The sequence below is a fragment of the Halodesulfovibrio oceani subsp. galateae genome (genome assembly GCF_055397225.1).
Genome location: NZ_AP042453.1, coordinates 2,870,298 through 2,890,214, shown reverse-complemented (window position 1 = coordinate 2,890,214; position 19,917 = coordinate 2,870,298). Strand labels below are relative to the sequence as shown.

Here is a 19,917-nt window from a genome sequence, read left to right as displayed (position 1 = left end):
TTAATTCTCCTTGAAATGGGCGTGTCTCTCGAAAAGTTGTTACAATCATCTGTGACGTTGTTTTCTTTGGAATTATTAAAAGTCTGACTTTATGTCAATGGGGTTTATGAAAAAAGATATGTCTCTATATCATTATTTTATAAGGTGTTTTGGCTAAAATTGTTAATTTCGACATTGCTATATGTTTTGTTTTGATTGCTTTTATGCGTAGGAATGGCAACAATTCGGACTAAAATTGTCGTAAAAGACTGACAATTGAAATCGACAGAAAGTGGGTTTTACGGTATTTGTCAAAGATAATGAAAATTTTGACAGGAGTGATTGATGCCTCAACATACTATGAATACAGATACTATGCGCTCGAGCAGCCGTTGTGAGGACGTAGTTGCAACGCTGAAGCGAGAAATCCTGCTACAACAGTATGTTCCGGGTGATGTGCTCCCAAGAGAAGAGATGCTGGCGCAACAGTTCGGCGTAAGCCGTGCCATGATTCGCGAGGCGCTGGGTATTCTTAAGACACAAGGATACTTGGAGTCTAAGCGTGGAAAGAATGGCGGGACGTTTGTAAAAAACATCTTAGAGTCCAGCGCCATGGGTGCATTGTTCAGTGATCTGGTTCTGATGGGTAAGATGAAGGTGGATGATCTGCTTTCTGCACGTCTTCTTATCGAGCCTGAAGCCACACGGTTGGCGACTCTGCGGGCATCATCAATGGATTTACAGCAATTGACTGACTTAAATGAGTTGGTGTCGAATGAAAAAGACAGAATGAAGCGCGTTGAGCATAATATTGAATTTCATATTTTGCTCGGACAGCTAAGCGGTAACCCGTTTTATGATATTTCTATCCGCAGTTTCATGACCTTTACTCGAATGTTTACTGGGATGATGGACGAGTCCTTGCCGTATGTGCATGATGACTCGGCACATATGGATATCTTAAACGCGATTGCAGCACGTAACCCTCAGCTTGCATTTGAGAAAATGTATGTGCACGTGTCTGGCATGAAGTCAGCTATGGGCTCTCAGGAAAAGCTTATACGTGATGCCAGATTGAGCTAGTCTGGTTGAATATGCAGTGCTGACTGGGTGTTTGGAATGAAATGAGGATGGAAAAAAGATAAAGTCAGACTTTATCTTTTCAGATAACTTTTTAACATACCTATCTGAAAATAAATAACATCTAAAATTTACTTACGTGCATTTTGAACCTGAAAGGTAGTACTTTGCGACAAAAAGAGATATTTATCTGCATATAATCACGTTTTAAGCGTGGTATCTTACAAAATGAAACGCCCCTGCGAGTGCTCGCAAGGGCGTTTTTTTATATTCAGCGAGTCCAGAATGTGAGTATTTCTATGCAGAATCCGCTTTAGTATTTTCAGGCAAAGTTCCATCCATCAGTAACGTTACGGAGAAGAACGCATCAGAATCTTCAAAGGTGATATCCCAGCCCATTTTTTCAACAAGTTGCTCAATGAGCATGATGCCAAGCCCGTAGCTTTCAGCATCGGTAACTTCGCCTTCAGACGACTTGCTGTTGAATACCGCAAAGGTATCTGCCGTGTTGTGGATGCTGATTTCACCCTCAAATGTATGTTGGAATGCGTTACGGATAATATTTCCGAGGATAATACGCAGTACATGCTTTGAGGCTATGATGGTTTTATTTGAGAGTAATTTTGACACAGTCACAGGCTTATCTCTGAGCAGATAATTGTTCTCTGCAATGAGATCTTCGATTAATTTCTCAAGATTAATCTCAGCAGTAAGAGGCGGTGCACTTTCTTTTCTGCTTGCCCACAGTAAGGTTGTGGTTAAGTGGTGCATGTTATGTACTGAGTTGGTCATGCGGATAAAGGACGCAGCAAACCGCGGATCAGTGTTTAGCCCCTTGTATTCAAGTAACTCAAGATTGCTTTGTAATATCGCAATCGGAGTGCGAAGCTCGTGGCTTGCGTTTTCCAGGAATCGTTGCTCACGTTCCACACCGGAGGCGATACGTTTTGTGTTGTTGTAAAAAAGATCAGCAAGTTGATTTAATTCTTTGTATTTGAATGACTTTTTCTGCTGTTCTAACGTCTTAGGCTCTAAGCTGTTTGCCCATTTTCGCAATTCATCAATAGATCGGGATATGCGATGCAAAAATGCGAGCATGAGAACGACGATGATAGTAAGTACCGTAAGCCCTGTCTGCCCGATAAACGAGAGCATATTATCAAGATCTTGCAGTACCCGATCTGTGGCATCGTTAAAATGCACTGTGAAAATAAAGTATACCCATTTATTATCCGGTCGTTGCCACGGATAAATAAACTGCATTATATCTTCCTCAAAGGGATCAAAAACATCCATCGTTTTAGAGGAAAAGTCGCTTTCGGGCATCGCATTCCGTATTGCTTGCGGAAGGTCAGCGTACCCTAAATAAGTTTTAAAATTTGTGTATTCAGGTAATGGGGTGTCTGGATTTATAGCATACTGCTTTGAGTATGCCTGCAGTTCCATATCCAAGCGAACTTCGACAGCTAAATCCAGACCACGGTCTCCAAAGTCAATCAACAGTGATGTGTAGCCCAGAATAATAATGAGCCCGAAAAAAAACACTGTGTAAATAATAGTCCGCCGAAGGCTAGGAGTTTTTCTCATCGTCATTTCTCAATACAAACCCGTGTCGGGGAAGTGTTGTAATTAGTGCTGTTTTAAATGGTTTATCAACTTTTTGCCGCAGCTTATGCATATGCACTTTCAACGTATTACTTTCCGGTGTGTCATCACCCCATACGGCTCGCATGAGTTGCTCGCGTGTTACAACCTGAGGGCTGTGACGGGTTAGTTCCAAAAGTAGTTTCCATTCTGTCGGCGTAAGCACAAGTGTCTTACCGCCTCTTCGGGCGATCACAGCTTGGGTATCCAGTTCCAGATCTGCAACCGTGTACTTTCGAGACTGACTGCTGCGACGTTTTGCCAAAGCGCGGATGCGAACAAGCAGTTCTTTCAGAGCAAAAGGCTTAATCAGATAGTCATCTGTGCCCACATTGAATCCAGCAATTTTGTCGTCGAGCGTGTCACGCGCTGTCAGCATGAGTACCGGTGTATCCACACCGTCTTTGCGAAGTGTGTCGCACAGAGACAATCCATCCATTTTTGGCATCATGACATCAAGAAGAAGTACGTCGTACTGATTTTGTTGCGTGAGCTCCAAGCCGTGAAGCCCGTTTGCAGCATGGTCGCAGGTAATATTTTCCAGCTCCAGATACTCCACAAGTGAGGCAGCAAGATCGTAATCATCTTCAACAAGTAATACGTGCAGATTCATCATAAACTCCTCCAGATTTCATGGCATGTGAAGCATAGCTTTTGCTGTGCCTTCCGGTCTCGGTCATTATTGTAGTGTTGCTATTCATGTGCGGCTCGATCGGGCTGGTATGATGAATCAGTCCAGAGTTCGGTGAGTGCAACCTGTGTATTGTGTGAAAAACGAATTAATGCAGGAACCAAAAGAAGCGTAATGGCTGTAGCGAAGAGTATACCATACGCCATGGAGATTGCTGCCGGAATAATGTATTGAGCTTGTTCCGAAGTCTCAAGCAGTAGTGGAACAAGCCCGATAAATGTTGTGATGGACGTTAATAAAATAGAACGCATGCGTTTGCAGGATGCCCTGACGAGCGCCTCATCAAGCGATAAACCGTTTGCTCTTTGCGTTGAATATTCTGTTACCAGTAACAGGCTGTCATTAACAACTACACCGCATAATGCCAACACGCCGAAGAGCGAGAGTATGCTGATAGGATAGCCGAGTATCATGTGCCCGCCGATAGCGCCGATAAAGCCAAAAGGAATTGCTGCCATAATAATTAACGGTTTGGTGTATGACTTCAACGGGATGGCGATCAGGGTGTAGATCATGATAAGTGTAATCATAAACGCGCCCCATAGTGAGCCTGTTGCTTCTGCTTCATCCTGTGCTTCGCCGGCAAGATAAAACGTAATTTCCGGATACTGTTCCCGTAGTTCCGGGAACAAGTTGGCTTCTAAGTCTTTAACTACTTTGCCCGGAGAGGTAATGTTTTTGTTAGTTGATGCAAAAATATCTGCAACACGCCCGCCGTTTGACCTGTTGATTTCAACAGGGGCGTATCCGGGAATAATATCTGCTACAACTTCAAGTGGAACCAGCGAACCGTTGGCTGTTCGAATACGCGCTCTACGCAAGTCTTCAAAATGTTTTCGTTCAGCAGCGGGATAGCGAACTTGAACTTTTACATCATCCTGCCCTTGCTGGAAACGCTGTACCTCATACCCCTGAAATCCGCCCCGAAGCTGAGACACCAAGTCGTCAAGCGTAACTCCCAAGCTTCGTGCATCCGGTTTGATGAATAATCGGAGTTGTGGCTGCCCAGTTTTCAGGTTGTCGCGGATATTGTAGACGCCAGCATATTCACCAAGTTTGTCTGCAATTTTCTTTGTAACAACGGCAAGAGTATCCGGCGCTGCTCCGTTAATTTCAATATAAATATTCTTCATGGTAGAAGTATTCGCATCAAAGTTTACGGTGTCTGTTCCCTCCATGCTACCTACAGTATTTTTCCAGCGGGCTACTAATGTTTCAGTTGGAACATTGTTGCTCTGTTGTTGATTAAGCTGCGCGGTGACTGCAAACCCTGTAGAGCTTGTGACATCTGTTTGCACATTGAGTATCGGCGGTTGGTTTAAACCGTATTCTTTTTGCAGCGTAGCAGAGGTTGTATAGAGGGCTGACTCAACCTTATGTGCGTTTTGTAGGGTAAGCCGCTTACCTGCTTCTTGATCCATCTCGACAGTTACTGTGATAATGTTGCCTGTGATGTTAGGAAAAAATACGGTTCGCACACGGCCGCTTATCATGAGCGCAAAAAGGCAAATGAGTATGCAGGAAAAGCTTAACAGCGTGAGACCGGGAGCTTTTAAAACACGACGCAACGCAGGACTGTAAAAACGTTCTTTAAAGGTTTCAAGCAAGCGGGTAACCCATTGCTGTGCATATGCAAGAGGGCGTGAGATGCGTGGGTATTTGCCGCTGCTGGTTAATCGAGTTCTGGCCAAATGAGATGGCAAAATAAACTTTGATTCAATGAGCGAAAACATGAGGCAGCAGATAACGACGATGGCAAATTGTCCGAAGATTTGCCCAAATTCACCTTTAATGAATGCCAGCGGAAGAAACGCTGCTACAGTGGTGAGAACGCCGAAGGTTGCCGGAGTTGCCACCTCTGATGCACCGGCAATGGTTGCGGCAACAGGATCATCCATTGTGCCACGTACGGTGTAGATGTTTTCGCCAATAACAATGGCATCATCTACCAAAATCCCAAGTGCAACAATGAACCCGAATGACGTAAGTTCATTGATTGAAAAGTTGAACGCGTTTTCTCCCATGAGCAGTAATGCTCCGGCGATAGATACAGGGATGCCGCATGAAACCCAAAGTGCAAGCCGCAGATTAAGAAAGAGAGACAATACAATAACGATGAGCACCATGCCCATAAGACCGTTGGAAATAAGCAGAGAAACTCTGCTGTTAATGTATTTACTCTGATCGCTCCATGTGGCGATGGAAATGTTCTGCGGGAGTAAGCCGGAGCTTTTGACGGATTCCACCACCTCCATTGCATCTGCCGAGGCTGCCGTGATATCTTTTCCACCAACGTCCACAAGCTCTAAGCCTATGGATGGGGCACCTTGAAATCTATTGAGGACAGTTTCCTCTTCATAACCAGAGCTAATTGTTGCTATATCCCCAAGCGTAATTACAGCACCGTTTGCATTGGTGCGTAAGGGGATGGAGCGAAATTGCTCTTCCCCGTATGCCTGATTGTCAGCACGCAGGGTAATGGTTGTGAGATCTGTTTTAAGCTCGCCGCCGGAGTCGATAACTGATTCATTTTGAATGCGTTGCGAGACATCCTGTAGTGTCAGCCCGCATGCTTGCAGCATCCCTTCATTGACTTCAATGGAAATTTCTTTGGTGCGTCTGCCTATGTAGTTCACCTTGCCGATGTTTGGTTGCAGCAGCAGTTTCCGGCGTATGGAATCTGCCAGTGTTTGTAGCGTTTGCTGACGGGCGTCACCAAAAAGATGGATGTAAAGAATGTGCTCGTTCCACTCTTCCTGCGAGATAACAGGGCGTTCTGCTCTGGCGGGAAGTGTGTCTATGGCATCGACCTTACTTTTAATGTCACGCATGAGGGTGGTAAGGGAGTAATCAGCATTTTTTTCAACAAGCACGGTGGAGCTGTCACGACTGGATGTGCTGGTGATTTCTTTAATTCCGTTAATCCCTGTAAGAGCCTCCTCAATCTTTATTGTGACTCCTTTTTCTACGGATTCTGCCGAGCTGCTGTTGTAGACTACAGAGATAGTAACAAGCTTTGGCGGAAAGGGCGGAAATGCCTGCTTGGGACGATTGAAACCGACAACACAGCCGCCGATAATAATGAGGATAGCAAGCAGGTTTGCTGCCACAGGATTGTGGACAAACCACGCAATAATTCCTGAATGTGGTGTTTTATTCATATGCTACCTCAGCAGTAACCGGAGCGACGGCGGTACCGGGGAGGTAGGTGCCAAGCGGCTTAAGCACAACATTCATAGATACATTGTTCTGGTGCGCAAACGGGAGACGGGCATAGATCGTCCCCTGCTTACGGAATTTGATGTCTGCTTTAATTTTTTGCAGAGTGTTAGCGGTGTCGACGAACCAGAGATTGCCGTTCTGGGTAAGCGAACTTTCAGGAATGGCGAAAACGTTATCAAGCGAAATCCCGGAAATTTCCGCTTTGATAAAGGAACCCGGTAATAGAGGCGTATTGCTTGTTAACGGGCTGGAAATACGGACGATGGCGATACGTTGACGTGTGGCTTTGGAGATTTGCAAGTCCACGGCAGCGAGTCGTCCTTTCCACTGTTGGTCGGGAGTTGTGACGGATGTCAGCTTCACGGGAATTTCGTTCCAAACTGCGTTATGCGAGATCCCCTGCAAAGGCAGTAGGTTGTATTGAGCTTCTGTTAATGGAATCTGGACATCAAGTTGACCTGTTCCGTACAGGGTTCCGATAACAGTACCTTCGGAGACAAAGGAGCCTATAGCAACTTTTCGACTGATGACGGCTGCATCATATGGCGCAACAATGCGTGTGTTTTTGAGATCATTTCGTGATTTAGCAAGGGATGCCTTTGCGGCGTAGACCCGAGCCTTTGCGGCATCAAGTTGCGGTTTATGCAAAACCAGAGAAGAAGCAGGCGTTTTGCTGTTTCCCATTCGTTCCCAGTCTTTTTTTGCCTGCAATGCGCGGCGTTCTTCCTGTAGAAATTCGAGATTCGCATCTGCTACTTCTTTTTGCTGCGTGGACACGGCAGAGCGGTATGCAACGTCTTCAACAGTCGCGAGAAGTTCGCCTTTGGCAACGAGCATACCTTTATCAAATACGTCACTACGTTGAACCAATCGACCGGACACCGCGGAAACAATATCCGTTTTTCTGTAGGGTGCCACTTGTCCGTATGCAATGACAGATGCGGTGTGTGCAGATGGATTTATTTGTACAACGGAAACAGGATGCGGAATGCTTTCTTCTTCCGCTAATATTGGTTCCACCGGAGTTGAAACAAGCCAGAAACATGATGCGACGGTAATTGTTAAGATTACCGAGCTTAAAATGAGATGGTAATTTTTATTTTTCATGGCTTGTATCCTTAGTGCTGCTTTTCGCTGCCGGTAGGGTCGGGGCATTCTGTTCGCTGTTGAGTCCCACAGCTACGGCAAGGGTTATACGGTTTGCTGTGCGGGAGGTTCGGATGGCGAGAAGTTCTGCCTCGGTGTTTAGCTCGTTATTTTTTGCGGTCAGTAAATTGAGTATGTCTGTTAAGCCTTCCCGATATTGCTGCTCATAGTTGATGCGGCTTTCCCGTGCGTATTGAAGCGATGACTTAAGAAACTGTTCCTGTTTTTCAAGGCTGGTTTCATTTTCCAGAGCATTTTCCACTTCCAATGCAGCGTTGAGCACCACTTGCCGATACTCTTCCCACACAGCTTTGCTTTCTTCAGAATTAGCAGCGGCTGTATCTTTGAGTTTTCCCCCCATGAAAAGAGGCTGACTGAGGGAGCCGACAAGATTCCAAACGGATGGGCCGGTACCAATGGCGTTGAAGCCGTTGGACGAATACCCCATGTCGGCAGAAAGCGTGAATGTTGGGAGCATTGCTTTATTTGATGCAGAAACATTTGTGTCCGCCTGTTGTATTCGCAACCATGCCGCTTTGATGTCCGGCCTGTTTGTGAGTACGGACGACGGAAGGGCAACAATTGGCGCGGTCATGGTTGGCAAAGCAGCTTCTCCGCGGACAAGTCCGGAAGGATACCGACCGAGAAGTATTTCCATGGTTCTTTTTGATTTAGAGACTTCGAGTACATTTGCTACGAGCACCTGTCGTGCGGCTTCTGTATCGGTCTTTGCTGTTGCAAGGTCTTCCGGTTTGCCGATGCCTGTGCTGTATCTATCAAGAACGATGTCTTCAGCATTTTTAAGTGCTTCAATGCGGCGGCGTTGAATTTCTACCGCAAAGTTTCGTGATGAAAGGTCTATCCATGCCTGCATGACACGGGCAACGAGTGCATTGCGCGCTGCAATGTAATCTTCTCTTTTCGCGGCAACACCGAGTTCGTCTGCTTTGTACAGCTCTGCCAGCCGCCCCCATAAATCTATTTCCCAGCGCACATTCATTGAGGAAGAGTATGAGTCTGCTTCGTTGCCGGATGCATTGCTTCGTGTTCCAGAGCCTTCCAGAGATACAGAAGGCATATAAGCAGAAGACGTCACGCTAAGCAGCAGCCCGGAGGCTTTCAGTCTGTATGCCGTGGCAAGAATATTGGGATTAGCGTTGAGTGCTTCCTGGACGAGTGTTTTGAGGTTCTCATTGTTGGTGAGTTCTTCCAGATGAGCAGCTGTACCTACCGCAGTAAAAGGTTCTTTCCATGTTGCAGGAAACTGTTTTGCGAGCGCGTCTTGTCTGGCTGGAATGTCCATTCGTGAAGCGCACCCTGCAAGCGTGAGAAAAGACAGACTGAGGATGAATATTGTGAGCTTTTGGTGAAGAGAATTGTTCATATCAAAAAATGCTTTTTGTGAGAAAAAATACAATAGTACGTAATATTACAAGACTTACGCACCGTGCGATGGCTTGTGTGTATGACAGATGGAAAATAGCAGTAAGCTCGTTAACAGGTGGTTAATGAGTGCTTTTTTTTTGACATTGCGAAGTTATATCTTGTGATCAAAGGATAATACAAAAAGTAGTGTAGGCAGTAGGCAGTAGGCAGTAGGCAGTAGGCAGTAGGCAGTAGGAAGTAGGCAGTAGGCAGTAGGTAGTAGGTTTGAAATGTTTGTGAACATTTGTATCATACAGAATGCAGTACTAGCTGATTACAGAGAGTGTGCAATATTCTGCCGTATTGTGCTGTCGGGATGTTGAAACGAACTTTTATGTGTTGTTAGAGTGGCAGTCTCTTTTTTTTACGTAATAGTCTTTTTTCATAACCATACCGTAACGTATTTATTGATAAATTACCCTCAGTAAAAATTACATATCTATTTATAGTGAACTGAGGAGGCACGGTATGTATGTTCAAGGTGTAAAAAGAAGAATAGTGACCTGCTATCTTATGATGACAATGCTGTTGTTATTTTCAGTAGGAACAACTTTCGCTGCTGATACAACATTGGAGTATGGTCTTGATGAAAGTTGTGAAGAAATAGAAGAAGGGATTCCTGTTGAGGTTGTAGCATTCGGGGGATTCATATCTGAAGCTGATTTCAATAACTCTGGTGCATCATTTTCTCAGCAAAACTATGAAATTGGTGTGACAGGCGGTTTTTTCAGGATGCAATATCAGAATTCCCAATTTGATTGGAATGATACTGAAAAACTTAAGTTCGGTAGGGATAAGTCCAAAGACCCATGGAAGAGTTTAAATACCCTTTCTTTTGGCATGAATATTCCTATTGAGCTTTCCGATGCCTGGTTCGTGATGATCGATCTTGATGCCTACACAGGCTACGAGGACAGAATTACATCAGACTCATTCGGGTATTCTGGTATGACTATGGTTGGATACACGGTGAATGAATATTTCAAAGTATACGCGGGTGCTGGTGTCAATAAAGACCCTATACGATGGAACTTTGCTCCGGTAGCAGGGATTCAGTATGAAGATGACGATTGGCTTATTGCAATTGGCTTTCCGTCAACTGTTGTGCAGTACAGAGTAACTCCGGAATGGATTTTAAGAACAGAGTATTCCTCGACTGGTGGAATTTATAAATTATCCAAAAATAGTGCAGCTGAACGTAATGGCTTTGCAAGTATTCAAGGGAGTGTTGTCGGCATTTATGCAGATTGGATTCCTATGGATGGACTGATGATTTCATTAGGGCCGGAGTATCATTTTGACCGCAGTATTCGTCTGTACGATAAAGATGGTCATAGAGTCGGCAGTAAAAGCAAGCCTGATAACGCATTCGGCGCTGCGCTTAATATCTCATATGGTTTTTAGAAGATTGCTCTAGTTACTTTAGCCAATCGTTGCTGCTGTATGTTTATCTGCTCCCCTCAAACTGCGGAGAGACACAGTCCCCAAATCGCTTTACCTGACGCAGTAGCAAGTAAACGGCAAAGTAACTCGGCTTTGTAACGTACGATTGGCTTTTGCTTGAACTGCCTATGCACCGGTATTATTCGGGCATTTGCTCAATGACAAAGGGGCTCAGATTTCTGAGCCCCTTTTCAGTGGGTAGGGGGTTTCGATATGCCGTTCGAATACCTTGCCATACGATATGCATAGCGCATTATGTATAATTATTTTCCAAATGGGCACTTAGGGAAGGAGCAGTTTGCGCAGTTAAGGCACATACCGCCTTCGCCCATGGAAGCAAGTTCTTCTCTTGTAATTTGTACTCCGGCTAAGAGACGTGGAAGAATAAGGTCTAGGCTGGTGTGTTTAAAGAATAACGCACATGCCGGAACCCCTAGCAACGGGATTGAACCTATCTTGCCCACGAGAGTCATTGCACCGGGAAGAATTGGTGCGCCGTAGAGCAGATTATGCGCTCCGGCATCAAGCAGTCCCTGTCGTGTCACATCGTCAGGATCTACAGAAAGTCCAGCTGTTGTAATTATGATGTTACAGCCAGCCTGAACAAATTCCTGTGCGGCATCGCTGATTGCGGTGCGGTTATCCGGAACAATCTTTGAGCGGTGAATATCGCCGCCGAGACCGAGCAGCTTTTTATGAATGATGCTGTGAAATTTGTCTTCGATAACGCCGTTGAACACTTCATCACCGGTGATTAAAAGACCGGCTCGAGCTGTCATAAGAGGACGTACTTCAAAAAGCGGAGTTTCCTGCAAGGAATGCAAGGCTTGTTCAAACTGGAGGCGTTGCAGATATAGAGGAATAGCACGGGTTCCGCCGATCTCTGTACCTTTGCGGACTATGGTGTTTCCATTACGTGATGCAGCCATTACACCGGAACACATGTTGAACCGTTTCATGGCGTCTGCGTTTACTCTCAGCAAACCGTCAAGTTCTGCCACAAGTGTTACTTTTCCTTCGTGCGGCTCACCTTGTGTGCTCACACCTGTTCCACACATGGCGGTGGCAAATGCATTGGCACAGTCGTCTTCATGCACCCATTCTTTGCCCACGTCTGCATCTGCAACATAGACATTGTTTTTTCCCATTTGCTGTAATCTGCATAAATCACCTGCGCCAAACGTATCGCCGCGTTTAAATGCTGCGCCTTTGCTGGTGCCGGGGAGAATACTTGTCATGTCATGCACAACGTCTTTGCCCAGTGCTGTGTCGGCAGGTACGGTTTTTAGTGCTTTCGGTACTGGGAAAACAATTTCTGACGGAACAGAAAGAGTTGTGTGACCTGCATATGGAGACTCACCCTGACAGGCTCGGCACAGTGCACCGTGAGAAGAAGGATATGGTTCACCGCAGGCAGAGCATGGAATGATGCTGCCTTTGCTGCGTTTAATAAGCTTAGGCTTTGGAACGGAGATTGGTATTGTGGAAAGAATGTCTGCACCGTAGCAGCCAATTTCTTTTCGCAGTCTGTCTGAATCCTGTTCCTGTTTAGGCTTTTCTTTCATCAGCCATACGAGAATCTCTGAGTCTTCTGGAATCTTTGTAATGTCCAGCCACACACGCACACCTTCGCCGGTGTGTTTGTCATACAAGCTCATGGCGTATCGACCAAGATTCAGAACATTCATCCATCCGTTACCTATGGTGCAGGGAGTGAGCATTTGAATTGCATCCGGCAGACACCATGTGGTTTCCGAAATAGCTTCGTACAACGTGCCTTCAGGCATATGTTTTCGGGCTTCTTCCACCATGTAACCACCAATGAGCAAACCTGGTGCAGGATAGTTGTGAAAGAGCGTTGCCATGTCTATAAATTGATCAAAGGTATGACTACCTATGTTTTTAAAAGCAGGTTGAAGGTCGTGAGCTTGAGACATTATATTGCTCCAATAATCAATGTGTTGGGAATAATTACAGGACGTAGTTAACAGAGGCTGTTTCGGGCAGCATTTGCGGGCTTGGTGATGAGAGCCCAAGCCGCTCGCTATGGGAATAAATGTTCATTCTACCGTTACGAACAAAACCTAGAAGCGTTCTGTTGGTCTGTTCAGCCAGATGGATTGCAGAGCTGGTTACGGCGGAGAATCCGGCAATAACCTGCGCGTTTACTGCGGCAGATTTGCGCAGCATTTCGTGACTTACCCGTGAGGATAGAAGGATAAGCCGGATATCTTCGATACAGCCGGACTGCATAGTTTGCCCGATGGATTTGTCCAGAGCATTATGCCGTCCCACATCCTCGCTATATGCGATGAGAGAAAGATTCGTGTCGTACAGGGCGCAGAAGTGTGTTGCCCCTGTGCTACTGAACAGAGCCTGACATGCTTCGGATTCTTTTTGCAGCGAGTGAACCTGTGAAGGAGAAAGCGCAAAGTCGTTTCCTACGTCAGGGAAGCGAGTGGAAGCACCATGTGCACCACTGCCGTAACAAGAGCTGCTGACGCGAACGCCTTTGTGTTGCAGAATCTGGTACACACGCTCTTTGCCGCCCTTTATGGAAAGGGCGACTTCAGCCTCTTCCGGTGAACTCTTGTGATGTAGCAGTTGCACTTGCTCCGTGGTTGAAATGAGCTGTTCTGTAATACAAAAGCCCAGTGCAAGTGCTACTTCATTCCCCGGTGTACATTCAAGCGTGGCAATAGGGATTGCATTCAGCGTGATGACAAGGGGAAATTCTACCAGAATTTGATCATCTGAAGGATGCGACTTTTGCTCTCGATACCGCAGAATAGTGCGGGTCAACATTTGTTGGACTGCTGAGCTTGAATCTGTTGTGACAGCTGATGATTGTTTCTGCATAGGATGTCCTACTCAACTTAAAAAGTGTTCCAAAGGCTATGAACGAGCGGTTTAAGTTTCTTCTGTGCTGCTTTCATATCAAGATGAATCAAGGTTATTGGCGCAACAGCAAGGTCTGGAGTGGCGGTTGAATTTCGTAAGTCGATATTGTTGAGGTATGAATTACATTTGTTACAGTACTCAACACGTTCGCCTGTTTGCTCTTCAATATGGAAATAGTGGATGGCGCCAGCGTCGTCGTTATTGCAGGCAGGACAAGTGCCGCGACGGAAATGCCACTGGTGGGAACAGCAGGAACAATGCATCATTTTTTTACCGCCACCACCGGCGAGATATTCAGACTGGTCGACATCCGGACGTTGCAGCACGCTCATATCTGGAAAAGATCCACAGACAGGGCAGTATGCTTCGCGCCAGAAAATTTTTGATAATGTTTCGTTATGTACAATGGCATACGCACCAAGAACACAGCTTACGATTTGTTGAGTGATGAAAAGCAAAGCGGCAGGTTCCATGTCCGCAGCCTTCGCACTTTTAGAAAAGACAGACTCATTGGAGTTCAGTGCGGCACGGAGCAGTGAGGTGATAGAAACTTTTTCTTCTGCAATTGCTTTTTTGTACTGTGCTACTGCTGGTTCCAAAGTTCCGACTGCCTCAAGATTTCCGAACAGAGCTTCTTCGATTTTCGGATAGTAAATGGCAGCCCATTCGATATCGCTATCTGAAAGAATTGGGACCCCCTGCTGAAGGCGTTCTTCGCTAATGATCGGTGCAGGACAGTTTTTGTCCTTTGCAAGCTTGTCTGCAAGGGATTCGATAAGTTCAGCTCGTGCAGAATATAGTGCGGTAAATTGCTCGATAATCGGCGTAAGCGCAGGGTGTTTTTCGCACGCTGCATGCAATGTTTGCGATACGGAAAGTGATTTTTTGTGGGAAGTGGCGGCAACAGTTTGCATGTATTTCTCCTGTCCAGATAGGGAGTGGCGAATTTCGCCACTCCCCTGAGGTCAACAGCTAGGATTTAGAAGCGGGTGTCAAAGAGGGACGCAATGATGCAAAGAGCTGTCTACGCGATTTTGGCGCAGGAGCTTCGGCAACCACATGGGTGTGGTAGCGTTCCGGTGCATCTGCAAGCAGGTAAATGACGCTTACGTCATCCGGATCTGCGAGCATTGCGTTAGGATGATCCTTTTTGACCTGAGCAAGGCGTTTTTCTGCAAGGGCGAGCATTTCGTCCCTGTCGCCAAAGTTCATGGTGCCAGTAGGACATGCTTGGACACATGCCGGAAGTTTGCCAGCCTGAACTCTGTCGATACACATAATGCATTTGCCCGGGCGTTTTGTTGCCGCATCCCAGCGAGGGATATCGTACGGGCAGGATTCTCTGACGTATTGTAAATCTTCGTCGGAGAACTGCTTCATTTTATCTGTAAAGATAACTGCGCCTGTGGCTTCATCTTTAATAACGGCACCTTCTTCAACTGTATCAGCAGCGCCCTGACATGGAGGCTCTTCACAGTGGCGGCATTGGTCGGGGAAGAAGTTCCAAGTGATGGTTTCTCCGTCCATATGCTCGCTGAAGCGCACCAGTTTATAGTTATTTGCATTCAAATCAGGTGGGTTCTGGTGTGTACCAACCTGTTTGGTTTTGTTAGCCGGAAGCTCATACCATTCTTTGCAAGCAAGCTGGCAGCCCCGACAAGCCGTGCACCGTGTGGTGTCTATAAGGAAGGCTTTTGACATGTTCTTGCTCCTTTAATTCCACTGCGTACGCAGCAGATGTAATGATCTATCTGTCAATCTCTGTAAGCTTGTCAGCTTTACGGACATTGACGCAACTAGCCTTGTATTCAGGAATAGTTGTATTCGGATCACCTACAGAAGGAGTAAGTCTGTTCGTTGAATCGCCTGTCCCTGGAGTTGTCCAACCGAAGCAGAAAGGCATGCCCACAAGGTGAACAATATTGCCCTGTACTTTCAGAGGACGGATACGAACGGTCACCATCGCGATGGCTTCAACTTTACCGCGAATACTTTCCACAATAACACCGTCGCCGTTTGCAATGCCTTTTTCTTTAGCCAGTTCTGGGCTCATCTCAACATACAGCTGAGGTTCGGCTTCAAGCAGGTTCGGTACATTTCGTGTTTCACCACCGCCACACCAGTGTTCGGTAAGGCTGTATGTGGTGAGAACAATCGGGAAGTTTGGATCAGCAGGTTTAGCAAGCTTGTCCATTGAACTTTCAATATGTTTGTAAACAGGACTGCTGAGCTGTTTTGAGAAAGGATGAGACTTGATTGGAGTCTCAACTGGTTCGTAATGCTCAGGGATTGGGCCGTCTTTTCTGCCAGGGCCGAAAATCTGACCGTGTCCGTGTTTGCTCATAATGAACGGATGTTTGCCTTCGCCGCTGGACATAGGCTTCCAGCCGCCATCCGGCACATCACCAATCCATTTTTTGCCATCCCATTTGATAACAGCTTTCTTAGGATTGAGCGGCATACCGTCTGCGTTAACAGAAGCTCTGTTGTACAGAATACGGCGGTTAACAGGCCAACACCATGCCCAGTTAGGGTACAGGCCAATGTTTGCCTGCATGTCGGTCTGTTTAGGGTTACGGCGTTTTGCTTTGTTGCCGTCTTCTTCGGTGTAACTGCCTGCATAGAGCCAGTTAAGGGACATGGTGGAACCATCGTCACCCAGAGCCGTAAAGGACGGAACCTGCTGGCCTTTTTTGTATTTCTTGCCTTTAACAACTGTGTCTTTAGTGAACTGACCGTTGATAATACGGGTCCAGTACTCGGCATTGTATGTTTCAGGCCAGTTCTGCAATGTGATTGCTTCCGGCAGCTTGCCGCCTTCTTTTTTGTACAGAGCGCGTACCTTGTTCATCATAGGTACGAAGGCTGCACCAAAGGAGCGTGCTTCTGCTTCTGGCTCAATTGCTTTGTCATGCCAGCCGATCCAACGACCGGAGTTGGTAACTGTGCCTTCTTTTTCTACACGGTGTGCAGAAGGAAGCAGGAATACCTCAGTTTTGATCGTTTTAGGATCTACGCCTGGGCGTTGCCAGTTATCTGTGGTTTCGGAATGATGAAGTTCCTGTGTTACCAGCCAGTCCAAGTTATCAAGTGCTTTACGCACTTTGTTGGAGTTAGGCACACTGTTCATTGGGTTCAAGCCAATGATGAAACCGCCGGTGATTTTATTTTTGAACATACGGTCGAACAGGTACATGTAAGAATGGTCTGCGCCTTTTTCAATTTTAGGGAGCAGTCCGTAACAGTATCCGTTGTCGGCAGTCGCATTGTCACCGTACCAACCTTTCAACAAGCTGGTGAAGTACTTAGGCTTATGCTGCCACCAGTTTGCACTCTGTGTATCGGTGGAAACTGGGGTGTTTGCTTTATTGTACTCAGCATATGTCTGCCAGTCGGCTTTTGGCATAGCCATGTAGCCCGGAATAATATGATAGAGAAGTGTATGGTCAGTTGAACCCTGTACGTTAGGCTCACCACGCAGTGCGTTGATACCGCCGCCGGCAACACCGATGTTGCCAAGGAGTAACTGAAGGATTGCAGCACTTCGGATGTTCTGTACACCAACGGTATGCTGGGTCCAGCCCAGTGCATACATGATGGTACCGGCACGTGTTGCGGTGCCTGTGGAACCGAAGTTCTCATACACTTTAGTCAGATTTTCTTTAGATACGCCCGAAACGGAAGACACGTTATCAAGAGAGTAACGTGAGAAGTGTTTTTTCAGCAGATTGAAAACACAGCGTGGGTGTTTGAGAGACGCATCTTTTTTAGGAACACCATCAGAATCGAGATCAAATTTCCAAGAACTTTGATCGTACATACGATTCTTAGGATCATAACCACTAAAGAGACCGTCATTAAACTCAAAACCTTCACTCACGATGTACGGAGCGTTGGTGTAGTCTACTACGTAGTCTTTAAAGTACTTTTCGTTTTCGAGCACATAGTTAATCATACCGCCCATAAAGGCGATATCTGTACCGGAACGAAGAGGTACGTGGAAATCAGAACGGGCAGAGGTACGGGAGAACTTAGGGTCAACATGCATTACTGTTGCGCCTGCGTCTTTAGCCCGTAATACCCATTTGAAGGAAATAGGGTGGTGTTCAGCGGCATTACTGCCGATGATCAGGATTGAATCAGCATTCTTGATGTCGATCCAATGGTTCGTCATAGCACCGCGTCCAAACGACTCTCCCAGAGCCGCTACAGTTGCGCTGTGTCAAATACGTGCCTGGTGGTCCATGTGGACGACACCGAGGCTGCGCATAGATTGATGGATAAGGGCACATTCCTCGTTGCTTGCATGCGAAGTACCAAGCAGGAACATTGATTCCAGACGGTTAACAGTCTGACCTTTATCGTTCTTTAAGATAATCTCTTTGTCTCGGGTATCTTTGACCTTACGGGCAATTTTAGTGAGTACCCAATCCCAATCTTTTTCTTCCCACTTGTCGCTGTATGGAGCACGGTACATAGGTTTTTTAACCCTGTGCTCATTGCGTGACATGGAAAGAAGAGCAGCGCCTTTAGCACAAAGAGCGCCTTCGTTGATTGGGAAGTCCGGATCACCTTCTGTACTGATGAGCTTACCGTCGCGTACATGCGCAATGATGTGACAGCTTACAGAACAGAAAGGACAGATAGTGATGACTTCCTTAGCGCCCTTTGTTTTGAGGGAAGTCGCGTAAGCATGCGCTTCCGTCAAATCAAAGCCCAATTGGCCCAATGAGAGGCAGGCTACCCCTGCACTGGTGAGCTTAAGGAATCCTCGCCGCGTATAACTCATGCGTTGGCCTCCTGTAGTGAGTAAAAGAAATGCACTGCATCAATACAATGCTTAGAGCAAACTTTCACATGCTGTACGTTTTTTTTGCAAGATAAATCTATAAAATCAGTATGTTAACATTAGCACGGCTACGGACACACCTTTCCCGTTCATGTATCCAAAACGTAGTTAAATACATGCCAAAAGTAGGAAGAAAGACAGGTTACTTTTTTGGGATTGCTGGGGACGGTAGGTCTTTTATTGACCAGTATTTGTCAGGTGCATATCCGAAGTGTTCTGAAGCAGAGGAGAGTGCGTATTGTTCCACATTAGTCAGCCAATCTTTATAGGACGAAATAAGATGTTTTGCGGCTGTACTGAGCTGGGCAGAGGAACCTTTTCCAGCTTGTTGTTCCAGCAGTTTAACACCGAGAATTTCTTCAGATGCTTTGATTTTGCCCCAGGCTGCTCTGTAAGACATACCTAAAGCTTTCGCGGCAGCACTAAGCGAGCCTGTGTGCCCTATGTATTCAAGCAGTTGCAGTCTACCTTGTCCCATCAGAACTCCGGCGGAGGTCTCGAGCCATAGGTGAATTCGCATTGTAGGAGCGCCTGTTGTCATATTCTCTATCCATGTTGAGCGTTGTAATTTTTATTATGCCTAACTAGATATAACAAATTGCAAAAGTAGTAAGATTTAAAATAATTACGCACTGTTTGACACTAAGTTCCATAACTCCTTTAAATAAGGGCAGTTCATCAGTTTTTCAGCAAAAGTGACGTTGGCTATGTTAAATAAAACATAGGAATAAGAACCTTGCAGGTTTGAAAAGAGAAACCTATGTCTAAAAAGACATAGGTTTAGATTAGAAGTGATCTAAGGCTTTCTGTATGGATTTAAATTGGAAGTTTGGAATTAGTTAGCGGCAGTGTTGAAAGGACCCTAGGAAAATGCTGCAAACTGCTCTATCTGCAATGATCTGAACGAATTTTTTGAGGGTTTGTAGTTCGGTAATAAAAGAAAATGGAGGGATGTATGAGACGTAAAGAGGGAGATGTTACCAGTCCTGCGAGTATCGACAAAGTGTTACAGACAGTTTCTGTATGTCGGTTGGGAATGTGTTCGAATGGTGCACCTTATGTTGTTCCGTTAAATTTCACTCATCAAGGCACAACGGTTTTTCTTCACGGAAGTAAAGTAGGCAAAAAGATTGATGTGTTAAATGAAAACCCGAATGTGTTTTTTGAAGCAACTCGCGAAGGAACACTTGTTTCCACTTCAACCGATAAAAATATCTGCAAGAGTGATTATTCATATCAGTGTTTGATGGCGCAAGGAGTCGTTGAGTTTGTGGAGGATATTGACGAGAAAATGCAGATTCTTGATGCTATATGTAGGAAGTACTATGGAAGAGCAGGTATAAAACCTGAAGCTGCTGTTCGCAAAACCTGTGTGTTGAAGATTGAACTTAAGGATATCAGTGTGAAGCAATCTGGAATTTGGTCAGAGTAGACCAAAATAGATCAGAATAAACCGAAATAAAATAGACTAGGTATGAGCAGGGGAGTGAAACGTTTTTCAGAATTACGGGTAAGTATAGTAATTGAAAAAGCAATT

General features: G+C 45.7%; 14 protein-coding genes. 3 read left to right on the top strand and 11 right to left on the bottom strand.

Features of this window, described 5'->3' with window-relative positions:
- The first annotated feature begins 324 nt into the window (after window positions 1-324).
- Entirely contained in the window at window positions 325-1,062 is a 738-nt protein-coding gene (locus ACZ5V1_RS12915) for a FadR/GntR family transcriptional regulator (RefSeq protein ID WP_464389188.1), read from the top strand.
- A gap of 294 nt (window positions 1,063-1,356) precedes the next feature.
- Here ACZ5V1_RS12915 and ACZ5V1_RS12910 read toward each other — a convergent pair whose 3' ends face one another.
- From ACZ5V1_RS12910 to ACZ5V1_RS12890, 5 genes are all read right to left on the bottom strand, one after another.
- Window positions 1,357-2,646 (bottom strand): sensor histidine kinase, encoded by a 1,290-nt coding sequence (locus ACZ5V1_RS12910; protein ID WP_464389187.1) that lies wholly within the window; start codon window positions 2,644-2,646, stop codon window positions 1,357-1,359.
- The gene (locus ACZ5V1_RS12905; protein WP_464389186.1) at window positions 2,630-3,319 is read right to left on the bottom strand and encodes a response regulator transcription factor; all 690 of its coding nucleotides are present in this window, start codon (window positions 3,317-3,319) and stop codon (window positions 2,630-2,632) included. Before ACZ5V1_RS12905 ends, ACZ5V1_RS12910 begins: the two co-directional genes overlap by 17 nt.
- 77 nt (window positions 3,320-3,396) lie before the next feature.
- Window positions 3,397-6,555 (bottom strand): efflux RND transporter permease subunit, encoded by a 3,159-nt coding sequence (locus ACZ5V1_RS12900; RefSeq protein WP_464389185.1) that lies wholly within the window; start codon window positions 6,553-6,555, stop codon window positions 3,397-3,399.
- Window positions 6,548-7,723, bottom strand: coding sequence for an efflux RND transporter periplasmic adaptor subunit (locus ACZ5V1_RS12895; RefSeq protein ID WP_464389184.1), 1,176 nt, complete (start codon window positions 7,721-7,723; stop codon window positions 6,548-6,550). Before ACZ5V1_RS12895 ends, ACZ5V1_RS12900 begins: the two co-directional genes overlap by 8 nt.
- A complete protein-coding gene (locus tag ACZ5V1_RS12890) occupies window positions 7,713-9,146 on the bottom strand; it encodes a TolC family protein (protein WP_464389183.1) in 1,434 nt (477 codons plus the stop codon). The genes ACZ5V1_RS12895 and ACZ5V1_RS12890 overlap by 11 nt, the downstream gene beginning before the upstream one ends.
- Window positions 9,147-9,655: 509 nt before the next feature.
- Here ACZ5V1_RS12890 and ACZ5V1_RS12885 point away from each other — a divergent pair.
- Window positions 9,656-10,591, top strand: a complete 936-nt coding sequence (locus tag ACZ5V1_RS12885; RefSeq protein WP_464389182.1) for an outer membrane protein — start codon at window positions 9,656-9,658, stop codon at window positions 10,589-10,591.
- A 302-nt stretch (window positions 10,592-10,893) separates the two neighbouring features.
- On the opposite strand, the gene ACZ5V1_RS12880 is transcribed toward ACZ5V1_RS12885, so the two are convergent.
- From ACZ5V1_RS12880 to ACZ5V1_RS12855, 6 genes are all read right to left on the bottom strand, one after another.
- Complete coding sequence (locus ACZ5V1_RS12880) at window positions 10,894-12,567, bottom strand: FmdE family protein (protein WP_464389181.1); 1,674 nt, start codon at window positions 12,565-12,567, stop codon at window positions 10,894-10,896.
- 34 nt (window positions 12,568-12,601) lie between these two features.
- Window positions 12,602-13,489 (bottom strand): formate dehydrogenase accessory sulfurtransferase FdhD, encoded by an 888-nt coding sequence (gene fdhD, locus ACZ5V1_RS12875; RefSeq protein ID WP_464389180.1) that lies wholly within the window; start codon window positions 13,487-13,489, stop codon window positions 12,602-12,604.
- Window positions 13,490-13,506: 17 nt separating this feature from the next.
- Window positions 13,507-14,445, bottom strand: a complete 939-nt coding sequence (locus ACZ5V1_RS12870; RefSeq protein ID WP_464389179.1) for a formate dehydrogenase accessory protein FdhE — start codon at window positions 14,443-14,445, stop codon at window positions 13,507-13,509.
- Between the two features lie 58 nt (window positions 14,446-14,503).
- Window positions 14,504-15,232: a 4Fe-4S dicluster domain-containing protein gene (locus ACZ5V1_RS12865; protein ID WP_464389178.1), complete on the bottom strand. Its 729-nt coding sequence runs from the start codon at window positions 15,230-15,232 to the stop codon at window positions 14,504-14,506.
- 46 nt (window positions 15,233-15,278) lie between these two features.
- On the bottom strand, window positions 15,279-18,320 hold the full coding sequence (fdnG, locus tag ACZ5V1_RS12860; protein ID WP_464389177.1) for a formate dehydrogenase-N subunit alpha: 3,042 nt from the start codon (window positions 18,318-18,320) through the stop codon (window positions 15,279-15,281).
- A 202-nt stretch (window positions 18,321-18,522) separates the two neighbouring features.
- Window positions 18,523-18,921, bottom strand: a complete 399-nt coding sequence (locus ACZ5V1_RS12855) for a winged helix-turn-helix domain-containing protein (RefSeq protein WP_464389176.1) — start codon at window positions 18,919-18,921, stop codon at window positions 18,523-18,525.
- A gap of 414 nt (window positions 18,922-19,335) precedes the next feature.
- Between ACZ5V1_RS12855 and ACZ5V1_RS12850 the strand changes: the two genes are divergently transcribed.
- A complete protein-coding gene (locus tag ACZ5V1_RS12850; RefSeq protein ID WP_464389175.1) occupies window positions 19,336-19,812 on the top strand; it encodes a pyridoxamine 5'-phosphate oxidase family protein in 477 nt (158 codons plus the stop codon).
- Window positions 19,813-19,917 lie beyond the last annotated feature (105 nt).